The sequence below is a fragment of the Nocardia sp. NPDC050697 genome (assembly GCF_040654395.1).
GTDB lineage: Bacteria > Actinomycetota > Actinomycetes > Mycobacteriales > Mycobacteriaceae > Nocardia.
The window spans coordinates 568,792-581,910 of record NZ_JBFAHY010000001.1 but is presented as its reverse complement, the minus strand read 5'-3'; the positions used below and the strand labels follow the sequence as shown (position 1 = coordinate 581,910).

Here is a 13,119-nt window from a genome sequence, read left to right as displayed (position 1 = left end):
GCCGTTTCGGTGCGGGAATGTCCGGGCGCCGCCGCGCTGTTGTGCCGGTTCGTGACACGCTGCGACAAATCCCGCGAGCTGCGCTGGGTCGGTGCCGCCGACCCGCTGGTGCGGCCGCTCCTCGACGAGCTGGCCTTCGAGTACGAGACCAGGTACGGCCCGAACGACGAGATGAGCAATACCGCGCCCGCCGACTTCGAGCCGCCGGACGGCGGGTTGGTCCTGGTGCTCGAGGGTGGCGCCGCGGTTGCCGGTGGCGGGTTCCGGCGGATCGATGCGGAGACGGCGGAGATCAAGCGGGTGTGGACGCACTCGGGGCATCGGCGGCGGGGGTATGCCAGGGCGGTGCTGGTGGAGTTGGAGCGGGCTGCCGTGGGGGCCGGGTATCGCTTGATCCGGCTCACCACCGGGCCTCGGCAGCCGGAGGCGGCCGGGTTGTATCTCAGTACGGGGTACGAGCCGAAGTACGACATCGGTGCCGATCCGGCGACGCTGCCGTATCTGACCTTCGAGAAGGTGCTGGCCGGCGCGCGCGTGGCTGTCGAGGACTGAGCGCTAGCCGGAGGCCCGTGTCGCCACCAGATCGGCGAACGCGGTGGCGACCAGGGCGATGGATGGGTCGGGGTCCGCGCGGAGCGGTCGCAGGACTTCCAGTGCCGCGCTGCCGGGCAGCTCGACCAGCGCCTGGATGAGCCGGAGCCGGACGCTCGTGTCGGCTTCGTGCGCGGCCAGCGCCGCGGTGAGGGCGGCCAGGATGCGCTCGGCGGCCACCGGATCCTGGGAGAGCGCACCGAGCACCTCGCCCGCCTCCACGTCGTTCGTGCCCGCCACCACCAGGGCGACCAGAACCGGCTCGGCGGCACCCACCCCGCGACCACCGGCGGCGAGCGCGGCCGGACCGCGCACGGCCGGCGCCGGGTCGTCCAGCGCGGCGGTGAGCAGCGCGGTCGCGGCAGCACCGGGAATCTCCGCCACCGCGAGCACGGCCCGGCGCCGCACCTCCGCATCGGCGGAGCGCAGTCCGGGCGCGAGCCCCGCCAGCCCGTCGGTCCCGGCCCTGGCGAGCGCCCAGCGCAGCGCCCCCGCCATATTCGGTTCGTTCTCGGCGAGCACCGCGGCGGTGAGCAGCTCGGTGGGGACCGGTTCGGTCGCGGCGGGGTTGAGCACGGTCTGCAACCGGCGCGGCGGGTCGGCCGAGCCGAGATTGCGGACCAGCTCGACGATGCGTAGGACATCGCGCCAGTCCCCCGGCTCCGCCCCCTCGACCGCCCGCAACCGCTCCAGCAGCTCCCGCTCCCTGCCCAGCCGCTCCTCGGTGCGCCGGATGAGATCGCCGACCAGGGCCTGCGGCGCGAAGGCCGGATCCTCCAGCGCCCGGGCCACCTCGCGCAGCGAGAGGCCGAGCGTGCGCAGGCTCTCCACGTGGAAGATGCGCCGGATATCGGCGTCGGCGTACTCGCGGTAGCCGCCGACGGTGCGCCCGGTCGGCCGGACCAGCCCGAGCGCGTCGTAGTGGCGCAGCATCCGGGTGCTGACCCCCGAACGCCGCGCCACCTCGCCGATCAGCACGGGGCGCCGTCCAGCGCGGCGATCCGCTTGGCCGCCTCGATATCGAAGGCGGCGTCCGGGTCGCGCAGCAGCTGCTCGGTGACCAGGGCGTGCGCCCGCACCTCGGGATCGGTGCTCGCCTTCGCCCGGGCGAGCACCGGCTCTATCAGCTCGCCGAGCGCGGCCAGTGCCCGGCTCAGGCTGCGCCGCACCTCGCGGTCGCCGCGGCCGAACTGTGCGGCGAGTTCGCCGGCCAGGGCCGCGCGCTCGTCATCGGGGACCAGCACGACCGCGGCCCGCCACGCACTGCGCGCCACCTCGTCGTCGGGGTCGCGCAGCAACTCCGGCGTGATGGCCGACCAGGTGGCCGGGTCACCGATCTTGGATAGCGTGTGCAGCGCCTGGCTGCGGGCCTGCGCGGCGCCGGACCCCAGCTCGGCGAGCAGCGCGGGCACGGTGTCCGCCGCCGGGAGCCGGGTGAGCGCCCAGGTGAGCATGTCGCGGACGTAGAAGTCCGGCTCGACGGCGCAGCGCGCCAGTAGCTCGGCGAGCAGCGCGGGGTCCGGGTGCGTACCCGCGGTGAGCGCGGCCTGCAGCCGGGTCGAGGCGCTCGCCGCGCGCAGTGCGGTGCGCAGTCTCGATGTCGGGTTCATGGGAACCACCTCCTCCCGTTCAGTGAAGACGTTGCCACTGTGTCAAGGTCAAGCGCTGGTTCGTGGCAGGGTGCCCGGCATGTCCCGGGCACTCGGGTTCGGCGCGGTCGCGCGCGCCTACGACCGTTTCCGGCCGGGGGACCAACCTGCCCTCGCCGACCTGGTGCTCGCGCACGCGGGCCGCCCGGTGCGCACCGCGCTGGAGATCGGCGCGGGCACCGGCACGGCGACCCGGCTCTTCGCCGACCTCACCGCGCACCTCGCCCGCCGGGCGTGAACTTCTGCGGCCCAACGGCTTCGGGCGCGCGGACCCGCCCCGGACGAGGACAGGGACGACCGGGGCGGGCCTGGCGCCCGGATCGCACGACGCGCGAGAATGAGCGAACCGGGCACCAGTCACCGAGATACCCGGCCACGCCGGATCCACGCTGCCGGAGGGGCTCCGAAATAACAGCACTCGTCCTCCCTGGTCGCGGTGCCGGCCTGCTGCGTGTGACGCGTTACCCGGCGTAACAGGAAGCAGCGCAGTGGTTCTCAGGTGAATCGGAGGAACACTGTCGGCCGATGACAGATACCGGCCGGCCCTCTTCCTACCGTGGCGACCCGTGACCGGCGGCGGTCCGCTCCTCGGGTTCGAGGACCGAACCGCCGCCGGGCGGGCACCTACTATGCCCCCGCCCGCAGCGCCGCGATGAACCACTCCCACGCGGGAACCTGCGGCTCCCGAGCGGGCCACCCGTTCAGCACCCCGAGCAACTGCCAGTACCGCTCGACCCGCCGATCGCTGAACACCGCCACGGAATCCGCCAGCCGCACCCGCTCGGCAGCGGACAGCCCCGGATCCACGATCTGATCCAGCAACTCCCGGCCCCGCGCCGACTCCGGCGCGACCCCCTCGCTCAACGCCTGCGCGGCGACCGCGGAGACCCGCCCCGGGTCCGGCGCGAACTCCGGCCGATCCCCCTCCGCCCCGGTGACCGCCATCTCCCGCACCCGCTCCTGAAAACCGGGGTCCCCGACCAGCTCCGCCAGCTCGACCCAGGCATCCACCTGCTCGGGGCTGGGATCATCCGGCAACTCCGCGGGCAGCGACCGCATCCCCCGCGCGATGTGCGCACCGGGCGCGTCCGCCGGAATCCCCGCGAACGTCGCGTCCACGAACTCGTCGATCACCTGCTGCCGCTCGGCGGCGGACAGCTTCGCCATCTTGTGCATGATTCTCATCTCCTCGGTCGAACTTCCTCGATGAGCGACCGAACGCAGCACCGCCCGCCGGACCCGCAGCGTGCGGATCTCGGCGTCCAGCGCCCGCACGTGCGCGGCGGCCACCTCGGCCACCGTGCTCTGGCGCAGCAGCACCTTGTGCACGGTGGGCAGGTCGAGCCCCAGTTCGCGCAGCGTGCGCACCAGGTCGAGCCGGGCCACCGCCTCGGTGTCGTAGAGCCGGTAGCCGGTCGGCGACCTGTCGGTCGGCGGCACCACCCCGGCGTCGGACCAGAAGCGGATGGTCCGCACTGCGAGCCCGGTGCGCCGGGCCAGCTCGCCGATGGTGAACAGTTCGTCGCGGTCACTCACGGGAATCAGCCTCGGGTTTCCAGTAGGTGGAGAGTCAAGGGGACGTCAGACGACGTCGGCCAGCACCACCGTGACATTGCCGGGGCCGCCCGCCCGGAGCGCCTTCTCGATCAGGCGATCGGCGCAGCGGTCGATGCTGTCCGGGCTGCGCAGCACCTCCAGGATCGCCGCGTGCGGCACCACCCGGTGCAGGCCGTCCGTGCAGAGCAGGTAGCGGTCGCCGGGCTGCACCGGGTGCACTGTGCCCGCCGGGGCGGCGTCCGACCGGCCGGAGAAGCCGGGCCCGCTGTTCCAGCCGTCGTCGGTGAGCTGCGCGAGGTGGTCGCCGCGCAGGAGGTAGGCACGGGAATCCCCGAGGTGCACCAGCGCTATCTCGGTGCGGTCGAAGAGGATCGCCGTCAGGGTCGTGCCCATTCCGGCGCGGGCGGGCTCCTCCGCGATTCGCTCGGCGATCGCCCTGTCCCCCTCGAGCGCGGCCGCCCGCAGTGCCCGGAGTGGATCGGCGACCTCGTCGCTGTCGAGCGGGGCCAGCGCCTTCATGATCGAGTAGGACGCGAGACTCCCCTGCGGGGCATGCCCGAAACCATCGGCGACCGCGAGGAGCCGCTGCCCGGCGTACACCGAGTCGTCGTTGCTCTGCTGCTCGAGTCCGCGGTCGCTGCGGGCCGTGAATCGGAGGGCGAGTTCGGCCGACGGCGAGACGTTCCGGACGGCGATCGCCTTCCCGAGCGCGGCCGCCAGTTCCGTGCAGCTCGCGTAGCGGCTCGCCGGGTCCTTCGCCATGGCGGTCGCGATCACCTCGTCCACCGCCTCGGGCAGCTCGGGCCGGAGCGCCGTCACCCGCGGCGGCGGCTCACCGAGATGCGCCGCGATCATCCCGGCGGTGTCCCGGCGGGAGAACGGCGTCCGCCCGGTCAGCATGGTGAACACCGTGCACCCGAGCGAATAGATATCGGCGCGGTGATCGACCTCCCCGTCCCCGAACCGCTCCGGCGCGGCGTAGGCGACCGTGGCGTGCACACCCCGCGCGGTCCTGGTGTCGTCGACGGCCCGCGCGATGCCGAAATCGGTGACGACGACCCGTTCACCGTCGAGCAGCAGGTTCGACGGCTTGATGTCGCGGTGCAGGACGCGGTTGCTGTGCGCGTGCTCCAGACCGTCGGCGGCACCGGCGGTCAAACGCACGGCGCGCTCCGGCCCGAGCCGCCCGCCCTCGGCGGCGATGAGGCCGGCGACATCGCCACCGCGGACATAGCGCATGGAGATCCAGAGGATCTCCTCGTCCCGATTGCTGCAGTCGTAGACGTGCACGATATTCGGATGCTCCAGCCGCGCCGTGAGCACGGCCTCCCGCGTGAATCGCATGCGGATGTCGGGATCGTTCGCGTACCCGCCGTTCAGGACCTTCAGCGCGACGGTGCGCCCCATCAACCGTGGATGCCGCGCCAGATAGACCGTGCCGATCCCGCCGCCGCCCACCCGCCGCTCGACCGTGTACCCGGCGAAGTTGTCTCCCGGACGCAGCTCCACCCGTGACCCCTCGTCGCTCGATCCATCGGCTCCACGATAGCCGGGCACCATCGCCGCAGCCTTCCCGTGCGCTCCGGACCCGCAATGGCTCGCGGATCCGCCGCGGATGGGTGAATATAGGGCGTGATCTGCCCGCACTGTCAGACCAGCCTGCTCTACCGGCAGCGCCCGAACCGCGTCTGCTCGTCCTGCGGGCGCCCCTTCGCGCTGGAGCCGAAGGAGAGCCCGTTCCGCCTGCACGACCTGCGCCTGCGGCGCCTGGCGGAGAAGCTCTCGGACGGCAGGGAGCTGCTCTACACCGGCCCGCAGCTCTACTTCGCGGCCGGCCGCAAGACGCTGCCGAGCACCCGGCGGCACTACCACCTGGCCGTGGTCGGCTACACGCTGCTGATCGGGATCATCGGTTTCCTGCTGCTGATCACCGGGGTGCTCCCGGTCGGCCCGGGGCTGGCCGGGATCGCCGCGACGATCCTGGTGGTCAATGTGCTCCTGCTGCTCATGCGGCCGCAGCTGGCGCGCCGCGCCACCGTCGAAATGGAGCGCAGCTACGCCGACTTCAGCACCCAGGTGCTGCGGCCGTGGCAGCGGGTCTACGGCGCACCGCCCGCCCGGCTGACCCGCGACGACTTCCGCGCGCCCGCCGTGCCCCAGCCCCGCGTCGCGCTGCTCTGCCCGGACCGCCCGACCCTGACCTGCCTGGCCGCCAACGGCGCGCCCGCCACCTGGCAGCTGGCGCTGTGTGAGCGGCCCGAGCAGGTGCCGCGCGGGATTCCGGTGCTGGTCCTGCACGACGCGGGGATCGCCGGGATCGGCTGGGCGCGCCAGGTGCGCGAGGCGCTGGGCCCGCGCGCCGTCCTGCTCGGCCTCTCCCCCGCGACCGTGCGCACCGCGAAGTGGGCGGTGCGGGTGAAGGAGCAGCCGATGGAAAAGGCGGAGCTGCCGCCCGCCATCGGCGCCGAGGACCGGCAGTGGCTGCTGGACGGCTGGTGGTCCCCGGTCGCCGCGCTGCCCCCGGCGCGGCTGCTCGCCCTGGTGCAGCGCGGCGTCGACCGGGTGGCCGAGGCCGCCGACCCCGACCGCCGCCGCGCCGGGCAGGTAGGTTTCCTGACGTGGCCCACCCCGGCGTGATCGAGCGGTTGCTGCCGCTCGCCGTCGCCCGCGCGACCGCCCCGAGCGGACTCCAGGTCACCGAGCGCCAGCTGTACTACGAGCTGTGCCGCCTGCTCGCCCCCGCGCACCGGCTGCGCCGCGGACCCGGCTTCACCGTGCGAGTCCCGCTGCGCTACAGCACCTTCCGGGAAGCGCTCGGCGAGCACCCCGTGCTCACCGTGCCGCCGCCGGAACGTGGAGAGCCGGGCCGCCACACCCCCGAGCCGGACCTGTTCGACTACGGCCTCCCCCGCCTGCTCCTCTGCCGGTCGCACGAGATCGCGCACATGCTGCGCGCCAACGGCCTCCCGATGGAGTCGGCCTGCCCGGTGCTCAGCGCGGACGAACTCCCGGTCCACCCGGGCGTCACGACGATGCTCGCGAGCGTCTCCGGCACCGCCTACGTCCTGCACGAGGCGAGCACCGCGGGCTTCGAATTCGCCGCCCGGGTCCGCGAACTCGCCGCCCTCCCGGACGAGGTGAGCGTGGTCCCGCTCGGCCTCCGCCCCCGCCAGGCGCAGGCCCTGCACCTGTTCCACCTCCCCGGAGCACCCACCGAACCCCTGCCCGCCCCGGACGACCGCGAACGCCGCTGGCTGGCCCGCGGCCACACCGTCGAACTCGAGGCGGTGCGCCCGGCCGCGCTGCTGCGCACCGTGCACCGCCTGGTGCGCGGGGTCCGCACCCCGCGCACCCCGCTGCTCGAACTCCGCCGCACCCGGGACTCCGGGTTCCTCACCTGGCCCGCCGCATGACCGGCACCCCGAAAGGAGCCCGCCGTGCCCCCGTACCGGCAGGTCGACTACACCGATGAGCTGCTCGCCGACGGCACCGTGCACCGCCGCTACGGCGACGGCCGCCAGGAGTGGCGCAGCCGCGGCCCCGGCGGCACCGTGCTCTGGCGGGACGACCAGGGCCGCTCCGGCCGCGACGAGCCGCTCGGGCCGAAGATCATCCGGCGCGACCACCCCGGCGGCGTCCTCTACGGCCGCGAGGCGGGGTACGGCCGCACCCTCTGGGGCGACGGCGTGCTCACGGTGAACCGCAGCTCGTTCGGCGGCCGGATCGGCGCGGTGCTCGCCACCGTCGCCGGCGGCGCGCTGCTCGGCGCGCTCGTCCTGCCGCCGCTGGTGCTGAGCCCCGAGGAAGAGGAAGAGCTGCGCAATCAGGCGGCGAGCAGCAGCTCCGGCGGCGGGGACGACGGCGGCGGCTACGGCGACTGGGACGACAGCTACGGCGACGACGACGATTTCGGGTGATGTGATGTCCCGCTGGTGCGCCTTCCAGGCGACCGACCCCGCCGCGCAGGTGCGGGCCGTCGGCGCCGAACTCCTCACATCGCACGGCCCGCACGCCCTCGGCCTGCTGGACGGCCCCGGCGTCGCCGCGGGCCCCTTCACCGCCGGTGCGCTCACCGCGGTCGGCGAGGTCACGCTGTTCAACACCGGCGAGCTGCGCGCCGAACTCGGTCCCGCAGCACCACCCCCCGGCAGCCCCGACGGCCTCGTGCTCCTGCACCTCTACGAACGCTTCGGCCTGCCCGGCATCGCCGCCGCGGACGGCATGTTCGCCCTCGCCATCACCGACGGCCCCGACCTGGTGCTGCTCCGCGACCACGTCGGCGCCCGCACCCTCTTCCACGCGCACAGCACCGCCGGCTGGGCCGCCTCCACCTCCCTGCGCGCGCTGCGCCGCTGGCCCGCCCTGCGCACCGGCCTGCACCTCCCGGCCGTCCGCGACTTCCTGACCTTCGCCTACCTGCCCGGCCGCGACACCCTGCTGCACGGCGTCCACGAGGTACTCCCCGGCCGCTGCGTCCGCCTGCACCCCGACGGCACCAGCAGCGAGCAGACCTTCTGGGAGCCCGAGGAACTGATCGACGACCGCCCCGACCACGCCCTCGCCCTGCGTGCCCTGCTCGAGCAGGCGGTCTCTCGCAGGCTGCCGCAGGGCGAGCCGGTCGCGGTCCTGCTCTCCGGCGGTATCGACAGCAGCCTGGTGACCGCGCTCGCCGCCAAGCTGCACGACCACCCGGTGCGCACCTACTCGATCAGCTTCGGCGACACCGCCCCCAACGAACTCGGCTACTCGGGCCTGGTCGCCGCGCACTGCGGCACCGAGCACCGGGTGCTCACGGTGCCCGGCGCGACCGTCGCCGCCCGCCTCGCCGACACCGTCGGGCTGCTCGACTCCCCCGTCGGCGACCCCCTCACCGTGCCGAATGCCCTGCTGGCCGAGGCGGTCGCCGCCGACGGCGCCACCGTCGCGCTCAACGGCGAGGGCGGCGACCCGGTCTTCGGCGGGCCCAAGAACCTCCCCATGCTCATCTTCGAGCTCTTCCGCGGCGACCCCGCCCCCGACGCCCGCGCCCGCGCCTACATCGACAGCTACCGCAAGTGCCACGCCGACCTCCCCGCGCTCCTCACCCCCGACACCCTGACCGCCCTGGAATCCGCCCCCGGCCCGGCCGCGCACGTCGCCCCCTACCTGCGCCAGGGCCGGATGACGGCGCTGCTGAACCAGCTCCTGCACGTCAACCTGCGCACCAAGGGCGCGCACCACATCCTGACGAAGGTGGAGCGGCTCACCGCCGCCAGCGGCATCGAGGGCCGCGCTCCGCTCTTCGACCGCGCGGTCATCGACCGCGCCTTCGCCACCCCGCCCGCGCTGAAGCTCGCCGGGACCAGCGAGAAGTGGATCCTCAAGGAGTCGGTGCGCGACCTGCTCCCCGCCACGATCGTCGACCGCCCCAAGAGCGGCATGCGGGTGCCGGTGCAGCAGTGGCTCGACGGCCCGCTGCGCGACCTCGGCCACGACCTGCTGCTCTCCCGCGCCGCCAGGGACCGCGGGCTCTTCCGCGCGGAGACCGTGCGCGGCTGGTTGCGCGGGGAGGGCGCGCTGCTCCCGCGACAGGGTGGCAAACTCTGGCTGGTGTTGTCGCTGGAACTGTGGTTGCGCTCGTTCGACGTGGGCGGGCCGGTCGCATGACCCGGCTCAAGGTGGCGGCCGACGCCGAGAACGAGATCCACGACCTGGCGACCTTCGCGGACCCGGGCCGCAATGTGGTCACCCCGGTCGCCCGCTTCGCCCCCGAGATCGCCGCCGCCGTGGTCGGCGCCTTCGCGCAGATCGTGCGCACCGCCAAGGCCAGCGCCGCCGCCACCAGCGCGGATTCCGACGGCATCGTCCGCTCCCAGACCTTCGAGGAGGGCGATGTCTACATGGTCGAGAAGCCCTTCGACGGCTTCTTCGCCGACCGCTACCTCATGGACTTCTACGACACCGCCGAGCGCGGCATCTGCTCGCGCATGCACCTGCACACCGGGCTGCGCTTCGTGCGCATGATGACCGGGCCCGGCACCAGCATCCGGGTCGGCAGCCTCTCGCCGTTCGTGGTCACCGACGTCCCCGGCGTCACCCCGTTCGCGCCGGAGCGGTTCACCGACGACCTGCCCGGCACCCCGCCCGGCGTGCACCGCACCCGGCACAACCTCATCGTGCCGCCCTGCTCCTTCGTCGACATGCAGATCCCGCGCGGGGTGAGCCACCAGTTCAATGCCGTCGGCCCGAACGCCGTCATCGACTCGGTGCACCCGGAGGAGTCGGTGGAGGTGTTCCGCGAGCGCATGTCCGGCTACCGGATGATGGCGCAGACCGTCTTCCTCGCCCCCGAGCTTCCCCCCGCCGAGACCTGTGCCTATCCGGAGGGTCGATCCGCGTCGTAGGCCGTAGAGTGGCCGGTGCGTGCGAGTGCGGGGGTGCAGGGATGACCGACAACAGCTTCGACCGGAACCGGTTCCGCGACGATTTGGGCGATTTCGCCCGGCTCGCCGAGGCGCCGTACGACCCGGCGATCGTGGACGCCGTCCTCGACGCACTCGGTGACAGCGTGCGCGGCACCTGGCCCGCCCTGCGCACCACCACCCACCCGGTCGGTGAACGCATCGTCAACGCGCGCTTCACCAACTTCGCCGCGGCCACCGAACCGGCCCAAGTCCTGCGTGACGCCGGGCTGCTGCCCTTCACCGGCCACCCGCTGGAGACCGTGCTGGCCGAGGTGCCGGCGGCGGTGCCGGTGCTGTGGGGCGTCGATATCGCCGTGCACGCCGGGGTGCAGAAGATCTGGCTGGTGCTGCCCGAATCCCTGAGTATCGAACGGCTGCTGCAAATTCCGGGACTGCCGGACGCCGTGCCCGCACACGCCGAGCACCTGCGCCGCTACGGCGACCGCGTCGGCATCATCGGCCTCGACTTCGCCGCCCGCACCATGAACATCTACTCGCAGGTGCTCGCACCGGGCACCCTCACCGCCGCCGAGATCAGCACCCTGCTCGCCGAGCTGGACTTCACCGCCGCCACCGACGCCGAGCTGGCACTGCTCGGCCAGACCTTCAACGTCTACCGCACCTTCTCCTGGACCTCCCCGCACCTCCAGCGCGTCTGCTTCCCCCTGCGCTGCACCCCCGAGACCTTCCCCGCCCACCTCGACCCCACCCTGCCGCGCCTCGCCGCCGGCGCCCCCTACGCGGGAACGGGTGCGCGGCACCTGAATTTCTACGCCGCTTACGGCGCGACCTCCCGCTACTACAAGATCCAGGCCGACTACCTCTCCCCCGCCGGCGCGGTCCTGCCGGACCACAAGACGCCGGAGTCGCTGCGCCGCCGCGCATGACCGCCGCAGTTACCTCATGGCGAACCCATAGGACATCGGGTGAACAGCGGACAGGAATCCGCCGCCGGGCCGGGTAGAACTACAGGGGTGCACCCGGGACGGATCGCTCATCTCCGCTCCGGGTGCGGCTCCGCCCCGGATCCCCTGCCAGGGTCGACGACAGTCCCTACCGGGGCGGAGCCAACCAAGAGACGGTCGGTAGATACCGTTCACCGTGGTCGAAAGGTGCTGTGACCTGTCGGCTCTCGAACCACCGTGATTCGAACACCGCTCCCGGCCCGTCCGCCCAGCTCAGTCCCGGCGGGTGCGGCACCGGCCCTCGCAGCGCCCGCGGCGCCGCAGGAACCCGGCCTTACCGTACGAGCGTGAGCACTTCCTCGATCGAGCCGGGCACCATCGACACCGACACGCTGCGCCGCTGGCTCGCCGACGGCGACGAACTCGCGGTGCTCGACATCCGCCCCAGCGAGGTGGTCGGCTACGCCTCGCCGCTCTTCGCGACCAACCTGCCCGCCGCGCGCGTCACCGCCGAGATCGACCGCTTCGTGCCGCGCCCGGTGGTGCGCACCGTCCTGGTCGATGCCGGTGACGGCACCGCCGAGGCGCTCGCCGCCGAACTCGCCGCCGCCGGCCGCACCGGCGTGCACGTGCTGGAGGGCGGTATCCCCGCCTGGACCGCCGCGGGCATCGACCTGCCCACCTTCGACATCCCCGGCCAGGACTTCTCGCTCGGCATCCGCGACGAGCGCGACACCCCCGTCGTCACCGCCGCCGAGCTCAGGACGCTGAAGGACCGGGGCGCCGACGTCGTGGTGATCGACACCCGCACCGTCCCCGAGTTCACCGCGGGCCACGTCCCCGGCGCCGTCGGTGTCCCCGGCGCCGAGCTGCTGCTCCGCTTCGCCGACGTCGTCCCCTCCCCCGACACCCACGTCGTCGTCTCCTGCGCCGGGCTCCCGCGCGCCATCATCGGCGCCCAGACGCTGATCGACGCGGGCGTCCCGAACAAGGTCTCCTACCTGCACGACGGCACCAAGGCGTGGAAGCAGGAGAATCTCGAGCTCGAGACCGGCGCCACCGCGCTCTACGGCCCCGTCGACGCCGCCGCCCGGGCGGGTGCCGCTCAGCGTGTGCGCACCATCTCGACCGGGGACGACTTCCCGCGCATCGATATCGAGACGGCGAACGCCTGGGCCGCCGACCCCGAACGCACCACCTACCTGCTCGACGTGCGCACTCCCGAGGAGTTCGAGCAGGGGCACCTGCCCGGCTCGATCAATGCCGAGGGCGGGCAGTTGCTCGGCGTCTCCTACCGGACCATTGCCGTCCGGGGCGCGCGGGTGGTGCTGATCGACGACATGACGGCGGCGCGGGCGTCGGTGGTGGCGCACTGGTTGCAGCGGCGCGGTTTCGAAATCGCCGTCCTGCTCCACGATTTCGCCTGATCAGGGCGCGATGATCCGACGGGTTCAGATCGGGACCGCACACCCCGACCCGGTGTGTACCGGGAACGACCGGAGTCCAGCGCACCGTGGCGACGCCGTCGACCGGAGTGACGCGCAGTGCTGTCGACCATGGGCGATTTCCTCCCACCGATGAACTTCGGCCACTTCCGCCGTCGGTATACCCGACACCCACGAGAAGGAGCCGTCCATGGTTATCGTCGCAGGCCACATCACCGTCGACCCCGCAGATCGCGAGTCCTACCTGGCAGGATGCGTGAGCGTGGTCGAGCAGGCCCGCCGCGCCCCGGGGTGCCTCGACTTCTCCATCAGCGCGGATCTGGTCGATCCGGGGCGGATCGATATCTTCGAGCGCTGGGAGTCGCAGGCGGCGGTGGAGGCGTTCCGGGGTAGCGGGCCCGGGGAGGATCAGGGTGCGCAGATGCTGTCCGCCTCGGTCGCCGAGTACGACATCGCCGAGGTGCGCTCGCTGACGTAGCCAGGAGTTCGACGTGCGTCGAAGGCGAGCCGGCAATTCGGCGGCAAGCTG

At 73.0% G+C, this 13,119-nt stretch carries 14 protein-coding genes; 10 read left to right on the top strand and 4 right to left on the bottom strand.

Features of this window, described 5'->3' with window-relative positions:
- Positions 1-51 precede the first annotated feature (51 nt).
- On the top strand, positions 52-552 hold the full coding sequence (locus AB0H71_RS02890; protein WP_357014259.1) for a GNAT family N-acetyltransferase: 501 nt from the start codon (positions 52-54) through the stop codon (positions 550-552).
- Between the two features lie 3 nt (positions 553-555).
- On the opposite strand, the gene AB0H71_RS02885 is transcribed toward AB0H71_RS02890, so the two are convergent.
- Positions 556-1,569 (bottom strand): MerR family transcriptional regulator, encoded by a 1,014-nt coding sequence (locus AB0H71_RS02885; protein ID WP_357014257.1) that lies wholly within the window; start codon positions 1,567-1,569, stop codon positions 556-558.
- The gene (locus AB0H71_RS02880) at positions 1,563-2,201 is read right to left on the bottom strand and encodes a HEAT repeat domain-containing protein (protein ID WP_357014255.1); all 639 of its coding nucleotides are present in this window, start codon (positions 2,199-2,201) and stop codon (positions 1,563-1,565) included. The genes AB0H71_RS02885 and AB0H71_RS02880 overlap by 7 nt, the downstream gene beginning before the upstream one ends.
- Positions 2,202-2,280: 79 nt before the next feature.
- Between AB0H71_RS02880 and AB0H71_RS02875 the strand changes: the two genes are divergently transcribed.
- A complete protein-coding gene (locus AB0H71_RS02875; RefSeq protein ID WP_357014254.1) occupies positions 2,281-2,478 on the top strand; it encodes a hypothetical protein in 198 nt (65 codons plus the stop codon).
- 389 nt (positions 2,479-2,867) lie between these two features.
- Here AB0H71_RS02875 and AB0H71_RS02870 read toward each other — a convergent pair whose 3' ends face one another.
- Together AB0H71_RS02870 and AB0H71_RS02865 are read right to left on the bottom strand one after the other, a co-directional pair.
- Entirely contained in the window at positions 2,868-3,776 is a 909-nt protein-coding gene (locus AB0H71_RS02870; RefSeq protein ID WP_357014253.1) for a MerR family transcriptional regulator, read from the bottom strand.
- A gap of 45 nt (positions 3,777-3,821) precedes the next feature.
- A complete protein-coding gene (locus tag AB0H71_RS02865) occupies positions 3,822-5,306 on the bottom strand; it encodes a protein kinase (RefSeq protein ID WP_357014251.1) in 1,485 nt (494 codons plus the stop codon).
- A gap of 123 nt (positions 5,307-5,429) precedes the next feature.
- Between AB0H71_RS02865 and AB0H71_RS02860 the strand changes: the two genes are divergently transcribed.
- From AB0H71_RS02860 to AB0H71_RS02825, 8 genes are all read left to right on the top strand, one after another.
- A complete protein-coding gene (locus AB0H71_RS02860) occupies positions 5,430-6,434 on the top strand; it encodes a hypothetical protein (protein WP_357014250.1) in 1,005 nt (334 codons plus the stop codon).
- Positions 6,416-7,210 (top strand): hypothetical protein, encoded by a 795-nt coding sequence (locus AB0H71_RS02855; protein WP_357014249.1) that lies wholly within the window; start codon positions 6,416-6,418, stop codon positions 7,208-7,210. Before AB0H71_RS02860 ends, AB0H71_RS02855 begins: the two co-directional genes overlap by 19 nt.
- Before the next feature lie 24 nt (positions 7,211-7,234).
- Positions 7,235-7,714 carry a hypothetical protein gene (locus AB0H71_RS02850; RefSeq protein ID WP_357014247.1) on the top strand — a complete coding sequence of 160 codons (480 nt, stop codon included), beginning with the start codon at positions 7,235-7,237 and terminating at the stop codon, positions 7,712-7,714.
- 4 nt (positions 7,715-7,718) lie between these two features.
- The gene (locus AB0H71_RS02845) at positions 7,719-9,443 is read left to right on the top strand and encodes an asparagine synthase-related protein (protein ID WP_357014245.1); all 1,725 of its coding nucleotides are present in this window, start codon (positions 7,719-7,721) and stop codon (positions 9,441-9,443) included.
- Entirely contained in the window at positions 9,440-10,180 is a 741-nt protein-coding gene (locus AB0H71_RS02840) for a hypothetical protein (RefSeq protein WP_357014243.1), read from the top strand. The genes AB0H71_RS02845 and AB0H71_RS02840 overlap by 4 nt, the downstream gene beginning before the upstream one ends.
- Before the next feature lie 41 nt (positions 10,181-10,221).
- Positions 10,222-11,127 (top strand): aromatic prenyltransferase, encoded by a 906-nt coding sequence (locus AB0H71_RS02835; RefSeq protein WP_357014241.1) that lies wholly within the window; start codon positions 10,222-10,224, stop codon positions 11,125-11,127.
- Positions 11,128-11,492: 365 nt separating this feature from the next.
- The gene (locus tag AB0H71_RS02830; protein WP_357014240.1) at positions 11,493-12,572 is read left to right on the top strand and encodes a rhodanese-like domain-containing protein; all 1,080 of its coding nucleotides are present in this window, start codon (positions 11,493-11,495) and stop codon (positions 12,570-12,572) included.
- Between the two features lie 208 nt (positions 12,573-12,780).
- Entirely contained in the window at positions 12,781-13,068 is a 288-nt protein-coding gene (locus tag AB0H71_RS02825; RefSeq protein WP_357014238.1) for an antibiotic biosynthesis monooxygenase family protein, read from the top strand.
- The last annotated feature ends 51 nt before the right edge of the window (positions 13,069-13,119 follow it).

Excerpts from the sequence above, each read along its gene's own strand:
- AB0H71_RS02875 (WP_357014254.1), top strand. The coding sequence starts at position 2,281 with ATGTCCCGGGCACTCGGGTTCGGCGCGGTCGCGCGCGCCTACGACCGT.
- AB0H71_RS02835 (WP_357014241.1), top strand. The coding sequence starts at position 10,222 with ATGACCGACAACAGCTTCGACCGGAACCGGTTCCGCGACGATTTGGGC.
- AB0H71_RS02845 (WP_357014245.1), top strand. The coding sequence starts at position 7,719 with ATGTCCCGCTGGTGCGCCTTCCAGGCGACCGACCCCGCCGCGCAGGTG.
- AB0H71_RS02880 (WP_357014255.1), bottom strand. The coding sequence starts at position 2,201 with ATGAACCCGACATCGAGACTGCGCACCGCACTGCGCGCGGCGAGCGCC.
- AB0H71_RS02840 (WP_357014243.1), top strand. The coding sequence starts at position 9,440 with ATGACCCGGCTCAAGGTGGCGGCCGACGCCGAGAACGAGATCCACGAC.
- AB0H71_RS02825 (WP_357014238.1), top strand. The coding sequence starts at position 12,781 with ATGGTTATCGTCGCAGGCCACATCACCGTCGACCCCGCAGATCGCGAG.